Raw genomic sequence first — 17725 nt, 5'->3', positions numbered from 1 at the left:
TAAGTAAAAAATCTTGTAAGTTAGGGGGAAAAATGAAAAGAAGTTTAATATGGGTTTTAATCGCTGTATTTGCAATCTCTTTAACCCTGATGGGGTCTGGCTGCCAGCCGGCAGCAGAACCTGCAGCACAAGAACCTGCAGCTGAAGAACCTGCTGAAGAAGTAGCTGAAGAGCCAGCGGAAGAACCTGCAGCCGAAGAACCGGCTGAAGAAGTAGCTGAAGAGCCAGCGGAAGAAGCCTTAACTGATGTGCATATAGGTAATGTTATGCCTTATCTTGAAGGCTGGTTTACCTATTTTGACCAAGGTTTTAACATTGGCCTGCAGCAGGCAGATGTAGAAGTAACCCAGATACTTACCAACTGGGAACCAGAGGCTGAAATACAGGCAGTTAGGGATTTAATAGCATTGGGAGTAGATGCAATTTCAGTAACCTCTGGTAACCCCGATGCTGCGCAAACATTATGCCAGGTTGCCAATGAAGCTGGAGTTCCCATACAGATTGTAGATACCAGGCAGTCAGAAGGCCCAGGAGAGCCATTTGAAATAGTAGAATTTGACTGGTATGGGGTTGGAGTAATGTTTGCTGAAAAAATTGCAGAGAACTGGCCTGACGCCAAGGTAGTACAGGTTCAGGGACTGGCAGGATTCTCTACAGTAGAATCCCAAATAGAGGCTATGGAGAAAATAGAGAATGAAACTGGCGCTTTTGAAACCGTACAGCTGGAATACACCGATTACGGCATCGAGACCTCTAAGAACATTATCAGGGACCTGATACAAAGCGGAAGGGAATTTGATGTGGTAGTCTGCGGAGCCCAGGAAATGGCCGAAGGAACAATCCAGGCTTTAGAAGAAGCCAATATGCTGGAAGATGTTATTGTAATATCCGGCAATGGCGGAGTACTGGATGAAACTAATTTTGCTGCAGGCAAATTGGATGCAGCTATTTCCCAGCCTTGCGGTTTGCACGGCATAATAAGTGCAATTTCCATTCTGGAGTACCTAAAAGGCAATCCTCCTCTTGAATTGGTACAGACACCAATAGTATGGTGTACTATGGAAGATTGGGAAGATACCCTTATACCTTGGGACATAGACGAATCCTGGATACCGGTAGCAGAAGAGTTTGTTAAAACTGGTGAGCTTAATTACTAGGTAAAGATAGATGCATGGGTGCAGCAATGCACCCATGCATTAAAACAGATGTGGGCTGACTCAAAGCCTGTGATTCTTGTTTATTTAATTAAAGGTTAATTAAATGCAAGAGCAAAAAGAAAAAATTTTAAATGTAACCGGTATATCTAAATTCTACCCCGGGGTTAAAGCCTTGGTTGATGTAGATTTTGATTTGTACCAGGGTGAAATACATTGCCTGGTAGGCAAGAATGGGGCTGGTAAATCAACTTTAATTGAAATACTGGCAGGGTCCATTAATGCAGATAAGGGAAAAATTGAAGTATTTGGACAGGCTGTGGAAAACCTTACCCCCAGCCGGTCAATATTTTTAGGCATACAAACCATACACCAGGCCGATCAACTGGTAGACAATATGACTGTGGCCGAGAATGTATTCTTAAGTGACTTAAAAACCGACAAATCATTCTTCAGCCTTAAAAAATGCATTAGCGAGTCAAAGAAAATATTTGACTCAATTGGGGTCAGCCTTGACCCCAAGAAATTAGTCAAACAGCTGACCCCAGTGGAAAGAAAAGTGTTAAGCATTGCCAAAGCCTTTTCTGAAGAAGTAAAAATACTTATTTTGGATGAACCTACTGCATCCCTGGACCGGGAGGTGGAAGAAAAAATTTTTAGTACCATTAAGAACCTTACTTCTACAGGGGTGGGTATTATTTATATTTCACATAACCTGGGGGAGATATTCTACCTGGGGGACAGGGTAACGGTGCTAAGGGATGGAAAAAAGGTAGGCACCTATTTCATTAAGGATGTGGAAGTAGATAACATTATCAATGCCATGATCGCTAAAGAAAAGAAAGAGATATATGCCAGGAAAAAAGCAAATATAGGCCAAGAGAAATTAGAGGTTATCAACTATTCCAAGGCAGGAGTGGTAAAAAACATATCTTTTGAAGTGCGAAAAGGAGAAATCTTTGGACTGGGGGGCTTGGTAGGAGCAGGCAGGACTGAACTGGTGAGATTAATTTTTGGCCTGGATAAAAAAGATTCGGGCCAGCTGCTGTATAAAGGGGAAGACATAACACCCAAAAATCCGGTGGATGCTATTTATAAAGATATTGGCCTTCTTACCGAAGATAGAAAGAAAAACGGGTTAATAATAAGCAGGCCTATTTTTGAGAATGTAAACTTAACCAAGCTCAGTGTGGGCCGGCAATATTTACTAAAGCTAAAAAAGGAGTTTAGCGAAGTATCCAGGATGGCTAATTATCTTAATATCTCTACTCCATCCATCAGGAAAATAGTTTCAAATTTAAGTGGCGGTAACCAGCAGAAAGTGGTATTTGCCAAGTGGCTGCTGGCAAATTCTGAAATATTGATCCTGGATGAACCAACATTAGGCATTGATATTGGGGCAAAAGAGGATATATATAAATTGATGGACAACCTTTTAGCCGAGGGAAAAATAATAATCATGATATCTTCTGACAACCAGGAATTGGTACTTATGAGTGACAGGATAGGGGTGATGTATAAAGGCTCGATGGTTAAGATACTTGAAGGTGAAGAAAGAACCGAAGCAAACGTTTTAAAATATTCTTTAGGGGCAACATAACAAAAGGGAATAAAAATGAGCAATAATACTAATGGTAATTTGAGTTCAGCAATAAAAACACCAGTAAGCAGCAGGCTAAAAAGTATTTTTATGAACCAGCAAGTTTTCTTAATTATATTAATGATTATTATTGGTGTAGTGGTAACTATTGTAAACCCTAATTTTTTATCGGTGCAGAATCTTTTCAATATAGTGCTTCAGGTGTCAGTTTTGGGCATTATATCGGTGGGTGTATCCATGATCTTAATCACCGGGGAATTTGACCTTTCGGTGGGGCCAATGATTTCAGTATTAGGGCTCGTATTTGCCATAGTCATTATCCGTTATAACACCTTTTTAGCAATAGTGGCAGTTATGCTGCTGGGTATGATAATAGGGGCTGTAAATGGATTTTTTGTTACCCGCATAAAGGCACACTCATTTATTATTACCCTGGCCCTGGCTACTGTTTATACCGGGGCGGCATTACTGATTTCAGGGGGAAAATATATAGCCTTGCAGGGCAGGTTTAAATTTTTTGTAGGCAGGCTGTTTGGGGTAATACCATATCCCACCATTGTGTTTGTAATAATTCTAATCCTCCTTTTTCTGACCCTAAGGTATATCAAGTTCGGAAGGCTGCTGTTTGCAGTGGGGGGCAATGTTGAAGCTGCCTATCTTTCAGGAATAAAGGTAAGGCTATATAAAACCCTGGTCTACTCCATAGCAGGGGGATTATACGGAATAGCAACCATTGTGCTCATATCCCAGATAAGCGTAGCTTATCCTACTACCGGCGATCCCTATACCTTGAATGCCCTGGCGGCAGTGGTAGTGGGAGGAATAGCCTTAACCGGGGGCAAAGGTTCTGCTTTAGGTGTATTTCTGGGGGTAGTAGTTTTCGGTCTTATAAATAACTCCATGGTTATAATGAACCTGGATCCTTTCTGGAGAGAGGTGGTACTGGGCTTAATCATTCTATTAGCAGTTACCATCAGCGGCATTTCTTCTAAGGAATAAATCAAAAATTTAATAAATTAAGCGAGGTAAATATTAAAATGAATAATAAAAAATATGGCGTAGGTATCTTTGGTATGGGATGGGTAGCAGGAGAGCATATAAAGGGCTATATTAATAACCCCCATTGCGAGATAAAAGCTTTGGCTTCCCGTAAAAAGGAAAGCGCTGAAGCCAAGAAGGCAGAGTTTAACCTGGATTGTGAAATAGAAGCAACCTATGATGACCTGATTAAAAGAGACGATATTGATATTATATCTATGTGCTCGCCCAATTTTTTAAGGGCGGAAGAGATTATAAAAGCATGTGAGGCAGGAAAGCATTTCTTTGCAGAAAAACCTATAGTGCATACTTTGGATGAACTTAGGGCAGTACAAAAAGCCTATGAGGAAGCAAAAGCAAAATATAATATTAAATCCCTGGTTGGTTTTGTAGCAGAGTACTATGCCCAGTTTCTCAGTATAAAAAGCATGATTGAAAAAGGCGCATTGGGAGATATATTTTTTGTTGAAACTGATTACTGGCATGAGATCGGCCCCTGGTGGAACGCTTGGAGCTGGGGAGCCTATACCAAGAGGGGGGGACCTTCAGTAACTTTATTGGGCGGCTGTCATTCCATAGGGGTGCTCATGCGGATTGGGGGAGATGTAGAAGAAGTAGTTGGTTATGGAGTTTGGGGACACCGCAAGGAATATGAATACCCTCCCACCGTATCAGCATCACTTAAATTTAAAAACGGGGCAATCGGGAAGACCGGCGGCAGCTTTGAAGTGGAGTGCCCTTATTATTTCAATATAATGATACATGGCAGCAAGGGCAGCATTTTAAATGAAAAATATTTTACCAAGGAAATTTTTGCTGGCCAGGAAGGGTTCCAGACGTTTAACTGCACCTTAATTAACAGTGCCGAAGTATCCCATCATCCATTTGGAAGAGTTATAGATGCTTTTATGGAAGACATTATCAATGATAAAGACAGCCTGATAAGACTGGATTACGGTATAAAGGTTCATGAGGTTTGCCTGGCCATAGATAAGGCTATTGAATCTGGTGAGAAGGTGAAGCTTCCCTTGCTGTAATTGAAGGCAAAAAAATCCTTGATTACAGCCTATTATTTAAAATGGTACCTATGACTTTAACTTTTTAGTGGTTTAATTTTAATATGTTTGAAAAACAAACTTAACAAATTAACTAGGCCTTAATCCTAAACCAGGAGTAATGCCTGTAAAGAAAGGAGCTTGTAATGCCTGAACATTTTAATCCCGATATTGATCTTATTGAATTCCAGCCGGCTGAATTCTTGGCATTCCGGGATATGGAGGTGTGTAAAAGGGTAGCTAAGATAAAAAGGGAAGATATTTGTAAACCTCCCCCTGATGCCCATCCTGACTTCAATATTAAGGTTGTACCGGTAAAGGAATTCCATTACAAGATGGCACTGGACATGCTGGTTAGAATAAAAAAAGCTGCTGATGAGGGGAAAGAATTTGTGGGTGTTTTCCCTACCGGACCTATTTTCCAGTACCAGATACTGGCCGATATGGCCAATGCCCTTAATTTATCCATGAAGCATGTACACTATTTTTCCATGGATGAATATGCTGATGAAAATGGAAAGGATATCAACCCTAAGTGGCCGGGTTCTTTTCATTACACTATTGAAAAGAATTTTATTTCAAAACTGAAACCTGAAATACGCATTCCGGAAAATCAGGTACATTTTCCATCCAGCCAAAATATCGATGTTTATGATGAAATGATTGCAGATGCCAGAAAAGAGCCGGGAGCCAAAGGGGCCAATATCGTGTATGGAGGTACCGGCCTGTCAGGGCACCTGTCTTTCTGGGATCCCCATCTGGCCAAGAAACATGGATGGACTTTAGACCAGTGGAAGAAAGCAAAACCAAGGCTGGTTGATTTCCACCCCATATCGACCATTCAAATGGCCACTACTGATATGAGTGGGGCTTGGGCTTTTGTTCCTCCCAAAGCGTATACCACGTCTCCCACTACCTTACTTGGCGCTGATTATGTCAGCTGGTGGAATGATGGGTGCGGACTTACTTCTGACGGGTCTTATGCCGGGGGAATAACCTGGCAGAAATTTATTATTAGGTTAGCCCTTCACGGGCCGGTAAACACTGAAGTGCCGTGTTCCATATTAAAAACAGTGCCGGGAGATTTCTTGATAATAGATCCTTTGGCTGATGATTTAAAAATTGAGCTTACTGCATAGCTGAATATATTTAATAAGATTTTTAAAGACTACAAACTATAGCATTGGAGAGTGAAAGATATGAAGCTTATAGATTTATCCGGGCCCATATATACTGGAATGTGGAGTTACGGAGATCCTTTCCCCCAATTTAAATTAGTGGATATAAAAGAGCCGGGGTGGGTGGAAACATTTACCCCAAAATCTCAAGCCTTTGAAGGGTTCTGCATGCTGACCGGCAATTATATTGATGGCCCTTCCCATGCATTTGGACTGGAAAAAGAAAAGCCCATGAATGAAATACCGTTAGAGAAGATATTTGGGGTAGATGCCTATGTTTACCAGTTTGATTTAGGACAGATGCCCAGGGAAGGAAAACGGCCCTGTTTAACCATGGAGCAGGTAAAAAAGGCAGAAAAAGAAAAGGTGCCGGAGGGTGCACCTATAATTTTATCCACCGGGTGGGGAGCCCACTGGTCAGAACCAGATTATTTAACCGATGCCTGGTTTTTAAAAAAGGAAGTTGCAGAATATTTTGCCCAAAAAAGGCCTATACTGTTAGGGCTGGATTCAGCCTATGCGGATAATTTGGAAAATGAGCAGGGTAATTGGCTGATTATTTATGGAGCAGGCATAACTTTGCTGGCCCCTTTAATAAATACGGAGAAAATACAGAAATTTAAGGTAAAGTTATACGTAGCGCCACTAAATATCCTTAATACTACAGGCCTTCCGGTAAGGACTGTAGTAGAAGAATAATTATATTTATAACAATAAAATAGGGGTCCATAATGTCTATACATATTGAGAATGTAAAAAAAGCAATAGAGTTTGGCAAACCTGATTACCTTCCAATGGAAACCAATAACATTCCAGGAATTTATAATGCTTACAGGACCCTGGATCCAGGGTCGGTTGAGCTTATTCCCGGAACTGATTATTTTGATTCCATCTGGGTTCTTGGCTATACCCAATTCTATGAAAAAATAGTAACCACCTAAAAGTGGGAGCCCATAAAAAAAGACCAGTTTGGGGTGGTTTACAAGACTCCTCTTGATTTAAATTCCACCTATATATTGCTGGAGCATCCCTTGGCCGGCAAAACCTCATTGGGGGATTACAGTTTTCCTGATATAGAAGATTTAAATCCCCAATTTGAATCCTTGGGCAAAATAATTAAACAGAAATACAATGACCGGTTCATAGATATTTTTATAGATGCAGGAATATTTCTCACTACCCAGTTTTTGTTTGGCCCCAATGATTTTTTCATGAAGCTGGCCACTGATTTGGATTTTGTAACTGAAGTATACGGCATGGTGGCAGACTATTATATTAAAATGGTAGATAAATATAAGGCTGCCGGGGCCCACCAGGTAACCATCATAGAGGATTTGGGCTCTAATAAAGGTTTGGTGCTAAATCCGGAGACATGGAGAAAAAGGTTTAAACCTATTACCAAGAGAGCGTTTGAATATATACACCAACAGGGCCTGTATACTGGTATACTAATAGATGGCGATGCCAAGCCGGTTCTAGATGACCTTTTTGATATGGAGATAGATCAACTTTTCATTCCTGATTATAAAGTTACGGGAATAGAAGTCTTAAAGGAAAAATTAAGAGGTAAAATGTGTTTTAAGTCCACAGTAAGTATGGCCGACACCTTAGCCTCCGGTTCTCCTGAGGACGTAAAAAAAGAAGCAGATATGCTGGTGGAAACATTTAATACCCCTTCAGGCGGATTTGTATGCGAGGTAGTCAGGTGGCACCGTCCGGCTTATCCGGAGAAAAATGTCATAGCTTCCGTAAAGGCTTTTAATCAATACAGGAAAAATAAATAATATTATAAACCATACTAGTTTGGAGCAAGAAGTGAATAATAATGACAATTCTGGTATCAGGTTAAGGGTTTCCAAGCTGTTCAGGGGTAAAAAGAATTTGGTAATATCTGCATTGGATCATGTGATGGAGTATGGATATCAGCCAGGAATAGAAGACACCAGGGCAGCTATTACTAACTGTTTGGGCACTGATGCCTTATTGCTGCCCAGGTTTATGCTTAAAAGGAACTGGGACCTGCTAAGCGCGCCCGACAGCCCGGCCCCCATAGTCAGGATAAACTGGTCTTCTTCCTTTTATTACCCCCTTGACTACCGGGAAGGCCATACTACCATTGCTGCTACTGTGGAGGAAGCAGTCCAGGCAGGGGCTCAAGCAGTTATTTGCTCCCTTTTCCTGGAGGAGGATTCCCAGCTTCGCCAGACCAATAATGTTTCTGTTTTCAGCCAGGTAGTCAGGGAAAAAGAAAAACTGGGCATACCTTTGATTGGGGAATGCTATGTGGTAGAGCATGCTGATTTAACCGGTGAACAGCTGCATAATAAAGTAAGAAGAGTCTCCAGGATAATGGCAGAGCTTGGCGCTGACCTTATTAAAACTTTCTATACCGGAAAATATTTTAACCAGGTAATTGAAAATACCCCGGTGCCAGTGTTTACCATAGGGGCTGAAAAATTGAATACTGATTATGAGGTGCTGGTAAAAGCGCATGACAGCATAAGCAGCGGTGCCAGGGGCATTATTTTTGGAAGAAATATATTTATGGCTCCCCAGCCCAGCCTGCTGATACAGGCATTAAACCAGGTGATAAACCAGGGGATGCCGCCACAAGAGGCAGCAAAAAAATATAACCTGGCCTAACAGGAGAGAAAGTTTTGAACTTTTTAGCTATTGATATTGGCACTACTACCATGAAGGCGGGGGTATTTAACCTGCAGGGAGACATGCTGGCTTATGCCAGCCAGGAAGGGCAGCTTGTCTCCAATCCTGGCCAGGATTTCTACTGGCAAAATACCAAACAAGCCATAGTAAAGTGTCTGGATAAGCTAGAGGCATCATCAAAATCACAAATCAGGGCCATGTCAATTTCCAGCCATACTGATACCTTGTTTTCGCTGGACCGGAATGGAAAGGACATAATTCCGGTAATACCTTGGCTAAACCAAGAAGGGGAGCAGGAAAAACAAGAGGTAATGAAAAATTTTAACCCCCAGTCCATGTTTAGCATAACCGGCCAGCCGGCTCCCTCCAATGTTTTTTTTGGCATCCGGGCCTATAGCTTGGTAAAAAAGCATCCACGGCTGGTTAAGCGGGTATGGAAATTCATGCAGGTTATGGATTTTATATTATTTAAATTAACCGGTAAAGCGGTGGGTGAACCTACTGTATATGACGGCTCCTATTTATTTGATATTAACAACCACAGATACTACGAGCCCCTATTGGAATTTATGGGTATGGATAAAAATCAGCTGCCGGATATAGTTCCCAGCGGAACCAACCTGGGAAACCTAAAAGAAGAGGTTGCCGGAAGCTTGGGATTGCCATCAGGTATACAGGTAATAGTGGGGGCCATGGACCAGAATTGCAGTTCACTGGGGGCAGGCAATATAGGCCAAAACATGGTAACCGTAACCTCTGGTACAGTACTGGCTGCTATGGTTAATATAGATAAGCCCATATTTGACCAAGAGGTTAAAATGCCAGTCTATAATCAAATAGCAGAACAAAGCTATTGCCTGCTTGCCTGGTCACCTTTGGGAGGATTGTTTTTAAAATGGTTTAAGGATAATTTCTTTCAATCTCTAAAAAACAGGGATGCAGCTGATAATATTTATGGCTATATGGATAGCCTGGCCCAAGAAATAGAGGCGGGCAGCCAAGGACTTATAACCCTGCCTTTTATAGCGGGAGCGATGACTCCCTTTAACAATGACCGGGCCAAAGGTATATTTTTTGGCATCAGCCTGAAACATAATATTGGCCATTTCATACGATCCATTATGGAATCCAATGCTTTTATGCTTAAGCTGTATCTGGAGCTTTTTAAAAAAATAGGCATTGCTATAAATGAGGTGAGGATAATAGGGGGAGGTTCAAACAGCAATTTGTGGAACCAGATTACAGCTGATGTGACCAAGCTTACAGTAAGAACTGTCAAGAACTCACAGGCGTCCCTTCTAGGGGCAGCCATGATTGCAGCAGTAGGCTCTGGATATTACCAGGATTACTCCCAGGCAGCCAGGTCCATGGTAAAAACAGGGAAGGAATATAGGCCTGAACATAGACTTTTTGAAGTTTATGAATATAATTATGATAAATTTTTAAAAATATATAAAAATAATATTAATATCTTCTAGTTAGGCATAGATGAAAACCTATAGCTCAAAATTACTGAGATTTAGAAACCAAAGATTAATCTTAAAATTATTAAAGACAAAGGGGCCGCTATCCAGGGCTGACCTGGCCAAAAAGATTGGCCTGGTTCGCTCTACCGTATCGGATATTACCAATAAATTAATAGATTCCAAAGTTATAATCGAAGGCAAAAAAGTAAAAGGAAATTTAGGTAAAAGACCGACGCTCCTATATTTCAATAAAAATTATTACTATTATGCAGCATTGGTGATTACTCCCGACAGGATAGATGCTGCTATCTGCAATCTCAATGGGGAGACTATAGCTAAAAAGAATATCCAGGCCATAGAAAGCAACCATTCCCGGGAAGTGCTGAATTTAGCATTCAGCAGCTTGGACAGCATGCTTGAAGAAAACAATATAAACGGTTTGCGGCTGATAAGCCTGGGTTCTCCTGAAACCTTTAATAAAAACACCGGGGTTATAAGATGGGCGCCCTACATTAAGGATTGGGTAGGGCTGGACCTGGCTAAGATTTTTAAGGATAAATACAATACAGAAGTGATAATTAAAGACCATGTAAAACTGGAAACCTTGGGGGAGCAGTGGAAAGGCTATAATAATGTTTCCAATATGGTCTATCTAATAGTAACCAAGGGTATTGGAGCCGGGGTAGTTATTGACGGGAAGGTCAGGGAAGGCAAAAATGGATATTTGGGGGAAATAGCATTCCTGCCTTTGGCTATGAATTTAAACTATAATAATTTAAAAGGCACCAATAATAATCTAGGGTATTTTGAGTCCCAATGCGATATCAAAAGAATAGAGGAAATTGCTGCTGAATATTATAAGAAACAGGATGAGGCAGCAGGCACCATACCTTTTGCTAAAATTGCTGAAAGCTACAGGCAGGATCCAGCTTTTAGGGATTTGATAAATGAAAAAATATTAAAAACCCTGGCACTGGGTATAGCTGCCACTGCTGTGGTATTAGATCCAGAGATCATAGTAATAAACGGGGAGATTGTAGAGCTTAAAGACGGGTTTCTCCAAAGCTTAAAAGAAGAAGTCTATGCTATAACTCCTTACCGGGGAGAGATAGCTTTCTCTAAGCTAAAGGAAAATTCTGGTATTTACGGAGCTATAAAAAATGGCCTGGACTATATAGATTTTTACATAAATGAACACCCCAATAATTTTTTCCAAATATAATAGCATCCTAAAGACCATTAGCACCTTATCAAAAGACTAACATGGTTTTTGCTATTAACTAATATAGTGGTCAGCAAAGGTAAAACGGCCTGAATTCCATGATAGGACAATAGGGAAAAATTAAATTAGAAATACTAAGGCAAATCAAGAATCTTTTGGTTTAAGCCTATCAGGTTAAATTCCTTAAAGTATTTATCCATTACTGCTTCAATCTTTGACCATATGTGCTCTCTGGGGCTTAAACCATTTGACTGAAGGTTTTTATAAAGCCTGTTTATGTAATATTGTATTTGAGGTTGGGCCAGTATGTAGCGGCTGCTGGTCATTACGATCCAGTCTTTTCTCTGGGGGGAAAGGGACTGGAAATCTTTTTCGTCTTCCTGCATCCATTTTTTCCATCTTCCGGAATCCAGAACCGCCTTTTGCAGCCCTAAATTTAAATTAGAGGTATGGGTTATTTTACCCTGTTGATATAGCTTTTGTTCAATTGCTTCTAATTCTTTGTAAGCTTGGTATTCAGCTACTATAAATTCTGGTCCAACATTAGCTGCGCCTATGCCAGCTGACGGGTATTGGTTAAGGTTCTGAACAAAATCAGTATAATGCCCTTTGATATACGACCCGTATTCCTTGGCAATATCAGAAACCCTTTTAGCCACTGCGGGGTCAAATTCCGTGGTGTGCAGGTCCGTGCCTACCTTGGCTACTATAAAGATTGGCCACACATAAGCAAGGTTTTTTTCCTTTAGGCCTTGGCTTAAAAGCTCCAGGAACTTACGGAAGGTATTTAAATCCGCCAATCCCCCATGGACCTCTTCCGTGCCTACCTCATAAGACAGGGGCGGCTTGGAATTATTGATTCTATATTTCTCGGTATGGGCAATAAGCTCAAGGGTCCTATTGGCTACTGTCTGTATAGAGATATTTCTACTAAAAATATCTATGGTCGGGTCTACATGTATTAAATCATATCCTGCTGCTACCGCTGCTTCAAAAGATTTCTTAATCCAGGCCATGGATTTTTCTAAATCCCATTTTTCTATGGTTTGGAGGTCCTTAGCCCAGGGGCCTCCATGGTCCACACCTACTATATTAGGGCCCTGGTACCCAATTTTATCAGACTCTTGCCTAATTATTTTTATTAAATCATTTTGGGTCCATCCGGTGTAACCGCCGTCTGTATCCACCTGGTTTAAGGTAGCCGCATAGAGCAAGGGCGCATTAGCCCTTTTGGCTGACCTGATACCAGCTACCAGCACATTATAAGAATTGGGACAAGCAGCAAACAAGGTAAACCCGGTATTTTCCTTATGGGAAAGGATTTGTAATCTATCCATAATATATTCAATTATGGGCTTGCCTTCCTTTTCCGCATTTTTCCTTATTAAGCTGTCATCTATTTTTTTTACAGGGCTCATGGCTAGTGAAATATAGAAAAGAAATTGTTAAAGAAGAGATTATCCATGTAATCCAAACCATATTTTATGGCGCCCAATATGGCTGCATCTCTTTTAAGTCCAGATGTAATTATTTTAGGTTTGAAGGGTATAATGCCATAAATAGTCTGCTTTAATTTATCAATGAAGTCCTGGCCCAGATCTATTATGGCTCCATTTATTACAATGATTTCGGTATCAATAATTGTAATAATGGTGGCAATACCGATAGCCAGTATTTTTATCACTTCTTCGTCTATGACCTGGTTTATTAATTTATGGGCACCGGATTTATATAGTTTGCTTATATCATCAAACTCAAGTTTTTGTCCGGTCAGATGATTTATAGCATTGGTTATGCTTATAATATCTACTTGTGATTCAAACAATCCCAGTTCAAGAGTGTTCTTCTTTAATTTTTGAAGGTCGTAATTTAAAAGGATGGGAAGGTAGGATATTTCTCCGGAATTGCCATGTTTTCCTGTTTCCAGCATACCCTTAAGAAGAAGCCCTGCCCCTACTCCATAATGTATGTTTAAGTAAACAAGGTTATCAACCTGGGGATATTCTTTCCATCTTACCCCTATTGCCCCCAGGTTTACCCCGTTTTCCACCACTATTTCTTTTTTGTACTTTTGCCTGAATATTTCATAAAGGTTGATACCGCTCCAATTCTTAAAATAGGGGGCATGATTTATAACTTTGGTCACTGGATCTACAGCTCCATGGGTGCCTATGCTGATTAAATAAACCTGGTTCCAGTTGATGTTAGATTTTTTTACAGCATTATCGATGGTAGCAAATATATTATTAAGAATATTTTCCCTACTGTCATTAATGTTATTTTTGCTTTTAATCTTTACTAAAATTTCACCCATTAGATCGGTGATAGCCACAGTTATAAAGCCGATACCAATATTAACTGCTGCTATGTAGAACAAGCTATTATTAAATTTTAATATGATAGGTTTCTTACCAATTTTAGAGGCTATCTTTTTACCCTCTGATAGAACCTTTTTATCAATAAGAAAAGAAACCAGGTCTGAAATTGTGGATTTAGCCAAACCGGTAACCGCATTAAGTTTGATCCTGGTGGTAGACTCTTTACCTTTTATATTTCTTAATATGAGCCCGATATTATGTTGCTTAATTGATGTTTGAGTAGCTTTTTTTTCCATAGTTTGTTCGATTCCTGAACTTTGTAATAATAATAGCTAATTCTATATTTCTAGTCAATTTATTAATGCATTTTTAACGGTACGGGCCATTGAATAATATGTATTGAAAACAGAAAGAATATTTTATAAAATAATTAGTACGGTGATAGAACTAAATAGGAGGAATAATGCGTAAACCTAAGCTAGGATTTTTAAGTGTGACCTGTCCCACCCACAAGCAAGCTGTAAACGAAACGGGGGAACAATGGGTGGATGTAGAAAATTTAGGAAAAGTGGAGAAGGGGCTGGAAGACCGAAATTTAGAATTAGTAAAAATTGATGATGTAATTTCTTCCTTTTATGAATTGGAGCAGGCCGAAAAAATTTTTACAGATGAAAATGTAGATATGATTTTCATCTATATTTCTACCTGGAACTGGCCCGATCAAATATCGCAGTTTATAAGAAATATGCATAAACCTGTTATGCTATATGCCCTGGATGATTCCAAAGCCTGGTCCATAGGGGGACTGGCGGCAACCCACGGAGGCTTGGATGAGCTGGGTATAAAGCACAAGGTGGCTTATGGCGACATAGCCAGGGAGGATGTGATAGGGCCTATAGTTTCTTTTGCCCAGGCTTCCCGGGTGGCCAATATCTTAAGAAAATCAAGGTATGGGGCTATCGGCGGACAGGGGATGGGAATCTTAACCGGAATAGTTGATGCAAATCAATGGTTAAAGGATTTTGGCATTTTAACCGGGTTTACAGATCAGTATAGCCTGGTGGTAGAAGCGGAAAAATTTAATTTAGAGGAAATAAAGAATTACCACCAAATACTGAAAAATGAATACAAGTCTATTCCTGATTTTGATCCGGTGTTTGAAAAATCTATTAGGCTATACCTGGCCCTGGAAAAAATTATTGAACAGGAAAGATATGATTTTACCAGTGTTAAGTGCACTTTTGATTTGAGTGATAATTATTGTACGGCCTGTTTGGCCCAAAGCAGGCTCTCTAAAAGAGGGTTTGTATCCACCTGTCTCAGTGATGCTAACGGTGCCCTTTCCGCCTATATTCTGGGATTGTTAAAACCTAAAGAGGAGCCGGTATTTACTGCTGATGTTAATTTGGTGCTCAAAGATGAAAATATGATAAAGCTGATTGATGATGGAGCAGCTTCTCCTACCCTGGCTGCCAATCCCAGGGGGGAAGTAGAATTACACCATCAACCAACTTTGGAGGCTAAGGCCAGCGGTATTTGTACCAAGCTTATGGCTAAACCAGGGGACGTTACCTTGATGAGGCTAGCCAGGATAGATGGCAAATATGTAATGCATATTACTGAAGGCCAAACTTTGCCGGTAAAAGATGAGGAAAGGGAAGAATTTTTCAAACAATGCGGTTACCCTGTTTGGCCTCATGCCTTGATAAAAATAAAAGGTGATATGAATAATTTCGTTAACAATTTAAGAAGTGAATACATACATATGACTTATGGCCGGTTAGCAGATTACTTAAAAGAAGTTGCCTATCTTTATGGTATTAAGGTATTTGAAAATTAAAGTTTGATTCTTAAAAATTTAATATATTTATTCTTAAGGTTATGGCTAAAACTTGCCTGGTTATAGGTGATCTCAATACAGACCTTATCCTTAGCGGCTTAAATAAGGAGCCGCAGCTGGGAGGGGAAATATTATCAGATGATTATGTGATAGATATTGGAGGCTCTGGAGGAATATTTGCAGCGGTTTTGTCTAATTTAGGCCTTAATACCCATATAATTTCTAAAATTGGCAGAGATTACCTGGGAGATTTACTTATCCATAAACTTAAAGATAGCAGAGTAAATCTAGACCGGATAGTCCAGGACAACAGCAATACGGGCCTTACTGTCAACCTGTCCTACCTTGAGGACAAATATCAGATTTCCAGCCTGCAGCTTGTATCTTCACTAAAGATGGAGGAGATATGTTTTAGGAAAATTCCCCAGTTAGCCCATGTGCATTTTTCTTCATACTATATGATGAAATCCTTAAAACCATATTACCCCCAATTAATTACCAGTATTAAAAAAAATTATCCTGGCCGGATTACATTTTCCATGGATACCAATGATGACCCCAGCAGTAACTGGGGTGAAGACATATATCATGCTTTAAAATACATTGATATCCTTTTTGTAAATAAAAAAGAAGCTCTAAGCATTACTAAAAAAACCACTATAGCCGAAGCCTTGGAAAAACTTAACCCAGCTGTAAGTCTGGTGGTAATAAAACTAGCCGGCCGGGGTTATCTGGCCCAGCAAGGCCAATTGCATTACCAGGGCGATGCGGTTCCTGCAATTTTTAAAGACAGCACCGGCGCTGGAGACAATTTTGATGCAGGCTTTATCCTTGGTTACCTTAACGGGTTTGATACCAAACAATGTCTGGATATGGGTAATATTTGCGGTGCAAAAAGCGTAGAGTATCTGGGGGGAGTAGGAGCTAAAGAAAAATTTGGGGAAATAAAAAAGCTGTTTCAAAGTTTATAAAGTAAATTTTAGTTAAATGAAGGTGGTTGATATGAATAAAGATGATTATACCTATAAAGAAATAATGTCCCAACCCGCTAGTTGGAAAAAGGCATATGAAGATATAATAATAGAAAATTCTGGGCCTGACTTGAGCTTGCTCTCCAAAGGCATTAGGGTAATTTTCTTTGGCTGCGGTACATCCTATAATCTTGCTCAATCGGCTTCCTGTTTCCATAATAGCCTGCTGCCGGACCACAGTATGGCTTTACCCAGCTCAGAATTATTGGTAAATCCCGATTGTTATATCAACCAGGCTAACCAATACTTGATTATTGGTTTTTCCAGGTCTGGAGAGACAACGGAAACAGTGGAAGTATTCAAAAAACTAAAAAACAGGGCTAACCTGGATTCGATCGCCCTCACCTGTAAGCCTGGCAGCAGCATTATTGATTTATCCCACCAGCATTTTATATGTGGCCAGGCAGTTGAAAAAAGTGTAGTAATGACCGTGTCATTTTCAGTTATGCTGTTAGCTTATGGATTAATGTTGGCTAAATATTTAGATAAAAAAGATATAATAAGCGATTTTAAATTATTGATAAGCTACATGGAAAAAAATATGGGCAATTTTAGTAGCTGGGTATTAGATTATGTAGAAAAGCACAATTTTAATTCATATTTTGTGCTGGGCAGCGGTTTTAATTATGGTTTAAGTTTGGAAGCAGACCTAAAAATGAAGGAAATGGCCCAGGTATTATCCAGTGCCTATCATTTTTATGAGTTTAATCATGGCCCAAAATCGCTGGTAGACAGCAGCAGCTTGTGCCTTATATTAACCTTGAATAAAAATATGCCCAAGCAGGAGAAAGTAATAGACCAGCTGCTCCAATTAAACGGGAAAGTGTTAATAGTGGGCGGCCATATTGGAAAAAAACATCCAAATTTGTATATTATCCTGCATGATCTGGATACGGTATCTAATATGGTGGAAAGTTTTATAAACATACCTGTGTTCCAGTTATTGGCATATGCTAAAACCAAAGCGAAAAATTTAAATCCGGATAAACCCCGGAATTTGGATTATACCTTAAAATTGTAAATAGCAGTGGGCGGGATCCTTTATTTATAATTTCTAAATGTTGGGGCTGATACCAAGTACGGCAGCATTATATTATGATTTTAGGAGAACTAAGATGGTTAATTCCAGGAAAAGAGTATTTAAAGCCATAAATATTGA

General features: G+C 39.9%; 16 protein-coding genes. 14 read left to right on the top strand and 2 right to left on the bottom strand.

What is annotated here, in order from left to right; translation table 11 throughout:
* Nucleotides 1-32: 32 nt before the first annotated feature.
* From PHN32_08025 to PHN32_07975, 11 genes are all read left to right on the top strand, one after another.
* A complete protein-coding gene (locus PHN32_08025; protein ID MDD3777536.1) occupies nt 33-1157 on the top strand; it encodes a sugar ABC transporter substrate-binding protein in 1125 nt (374 codons plus the stop codon).
* Nucleotides 1158-1260: 103 nt separating this feature from the next.
* Nucleotides 1261-2754, top strand: a complete 1494-nt coding sequence (locus tag PHN32_08020) for a sugar ABC transporter ATP-binding protein (GenBank protein MDD3777535.1) — start codon at nt 1261-1263, stop codon at nt 2752-2754.
* Nucleotides 2755-2769: 15 nt separating this feature from the next.
* The gene (locus PHN32_08015) at nt 2770-3753 is read left to right on the top strand and encodes an ABC transporter permease (protein ID MDD3777534.1); all 984 of its coding nucleotides are present in this window, start codon (nt 2770-2772) and stop codon (nt 3751-3753) included.
* 38 nt (nt 3754-3791) lie between these two features.
* The gene (locus tag PHN32_08010) at nt 3792-4829 is read left to right on the top strand and encodes a Gfo/Idh/MocA family oxidoreductase (protein ID MDD3777533.1); all 1038 of its coding nucleotides are present in this window, start codon (nt 3792-3794) and stop codon (nt 4827-4829) included.
* A gap of 164 nt (nt 4830-4993) precedes the next feature.
* Nucleotides 4994-5986 (top strand): hypothetical protein, encoded by a 993-nt coding sequence (locus tag PHN32_08005; GenBank protein ID MDD3777532.1) that lies wholly within the window; start codon nt 4994-4996, stop codon nt 5984-5986.
* Nucleotides 5987-6046: 60 nt separating this feature from the next.
* A complete protein-coding gene (locus PHN32_08000; protein ID MDD3777531.1) occupies nt 6047-6724 on the top strand; it encodes a cyclase family protein in 678 nt (225 codons plus the stop codon).
* A 32-nt stretch (nt 6725-6756) separates the two neighbouring features.
* Nucleotides 6757-6966, top strand: coding sequence for a hypothetical protein (locus tag PHN32_07995; protein MDD3777530.1), 210 nt, complete (start codon nt 6757-6759; stop codon nt 6964-6966).
* 33 nt (nt 6967-6999) lie between these two features.
* The gene (locus tag PHN32_07990) at nt 7000-7809 is read left to right on the top strand and encodes a uroporphyrinogen decarboxylase family protein (GenBank protein ID MDD3777529.1); all 810 of its coding nucleotides are present in this window, start codon (nt 7000-7002) and stop codon (nt 7807-7809) included.
* A gap of 31 nt (nt 7810-7840) precedes the next feature.
* Entirely contained in the window at nt 7841-8668 is an 828-nt protein-coding gene (locus PHN32_07985; protein ID MDD3777528.1) for a hypothetical protein, read from the top strand.
* 14 nt (nt 8669-8682) lie between these two features.
* Nucleotides 8683-10167 carry an FGGY family carbohydrate kinase gene (locus tag PHN32_07980; protein MDD3777527.1) on the top strand — a complete coding sequence of 495 codons (1485 nt, stop codon included), beginning with the start codon at nt 8683-8685 and terminating at the stop codon, nt 10165-10167.
* Nucleotides 10168-10177: 10 nt separating this feature from the next.
* Nucleotides 10178-11377, top strand: a complete 1200-nt coding sequence (locus tag PHN32_07975; GenBank protein ID MDD3777526.1) for an ROK family transcriptional regulator — start codon at nt 10178-10180, stop codon at nt 11375-11377.
* 134 nt (nt 11378-11511) lie between these two features.
* Here PHN32_07975 and PHN32_07970 read toward each other — a convergent pair whose 3' ends face one another.
* Together PHN32_07970 and PHN32_07965 are read right to left on the bottom strand one after the other, a co-directional pair.
* On the bottom strand, nt 11512-12795 hold the full coding sequence (locus PHN32_07970) for a class II D-tagatose-bisphosphate aldolase, non-catalytic subunit (GenBank protein MDD3777525.1): 1284 nt from the start codon (nt 12793-12795) through the stop codon (nt 11512-11514).
* 2 nt (nt 12796-12797) lie between these two features.
* Entirely contained in the window at nt 12798-13991 is a 1194-nt protein-coding gene (locus PHN32_07965) for an ROK family protein (protein MDD3777524.1), read from the bottom strand.
* Nucleotides 13992-14158: 167 nt separating this feature from the next.
* On the opposite strand from PHN32_07965, the gene PHN32_07960 reads away from it, so the two are divergent.
* The 3 genes from PHN32_07960 to PHN32_07950 are packed head-to-tail and all read left to right on the top strand — an operon-like array spanning nt 14159 to nt 17587.
* Nucleotides 14159-15535, top strand: a complete 1377-nt coding sequence (locus PHN32_07960; protein MDD3777523.1) for a hypothetical protein — start codon at nt 14159-14161, stop codon at nt 15533-15535.
* A gap of 41 nt (nt 15536-15576) precedes the next feature.
* Nucleotides 15577-16506: a PfkB family carbohydrate kinase gene (locus PHN32_07955; GenBank protein ID MDD3777522.1), complete on the top strand. Its 930-nt coding sequence runs from the start codon at nt 15577-15579 to the stop codon at nt 16504-16506.
* Between the two features lie 31 nt (nt 16507-16537).
* Nucleotides 16538-17587 (top strand): SIS domain-containing protein, encoded by a 1050-nt coding sequence (locus PHN32_07950; GenBank protein MDD3777521.1) that lies wholly within the window; start codon nt 16538-16540, stop codon nt 17585-17587.
* Nucleotides 17588-17725 lie beyond the last annotated feature (138 nt).

Source organism: Actinomycetota bacterium, assembly GCA_028698215.1.
Taxonomy (GTDB): domain Bacteria; phylum Actinomycetota; class Humimicrobiia; order Humimicrobiales; family Humimicrobiaceae; genus Halolacustris.
The sequence above is the reverse complement of the archived record's forward strand: the minus strand, read 5'-3'. Positions and strand labels throughout refer to the sequence as shown.

Coding starts and splice junctions, on each gene's coding strand:
- PHN32_08010 (MDD3777533.1), top strand. CDS start 3,792: ATGAATAATAAAAAATATGGCGTAGGTATCTTTGGTATGGGATGGGTA.
- PHN32_08005 (MDD3777532.1), top strand. CDS start 4,994: ATGCCTGAACATTTTAATCCCGATATTGATCTTATTGAATTCCAGCCG.
- PHN32_07955 (MDD3777522.1), top strand. CDS start 15,577: ATGGCTAAAACTTGCCTGGTTATAGGTGATCTCAATACAGACCTTATC.
- PHN32_08000 (MDD3777531.1), top strand. CDS start 6,047: ATGAAGCTTATAGATTTATCCGGGCCCATATATACTGGAATGTGGAGT.
- PHN32_08020 (MDD3777535.1), top strand. CDS start 1,261: ATGCAAGAGCAAAAAGAAAAAATTTTAAATGTAACCGGTATATCTAAA.
- PHN32_07995 (MDD3777530.1), top strand. CDS start 6,757: ATGTCTATACATATTGAGAATGTAAAAAAAGCAATAGAGTTTGGCAAA.
- PHN32_07975 (MDD3777526.1), top strand. CDS start 10,178: ATGAAAACCTATAGCTCAAAATTACTGAGATTTAGAAACCAAAGATTA.
- PHN32_07965 (MDD3777524.1), bottom strand. CDS start 13,991: ATGGAAAAAAAAGCTACTCAAACATCAATTAAGCAACATAATATCGGG.
- PHN32_07950 (MDD3777521.1), top strand. CDS start 16,538: ATGAATAAAGATGATTATACCTATAAAGAAATAATGTCCCAACCCGCT.
- PHN32_07970 (MDD3777525.1), bottom strand. CDS start 12,795: ATGAGCCCTGTAAAAAAAATAGATGACAGCTTAATAAGGAAAAATGCG.
- PHN32_08015 (MDD3777534.1), top strand. CDS start 2,770: ATGAGCAATAATACTAATGGTAATTTGAGTTCAGCAATAAAAACACCA.
- PHN32_07960 (MDD3777523.1), top strand. CDS start 14,159: ATGCGTAAACCTAAGCTAGGATTTTTAAGTGTGACCTGTCCCACCCAC.
- PHN32_08025 (MDD3777536.1), top strand. CDS start 33: ATGAAAAGAAGTTTAATATGGGTTTTAATCGCTGTATTTGCAATCTCT.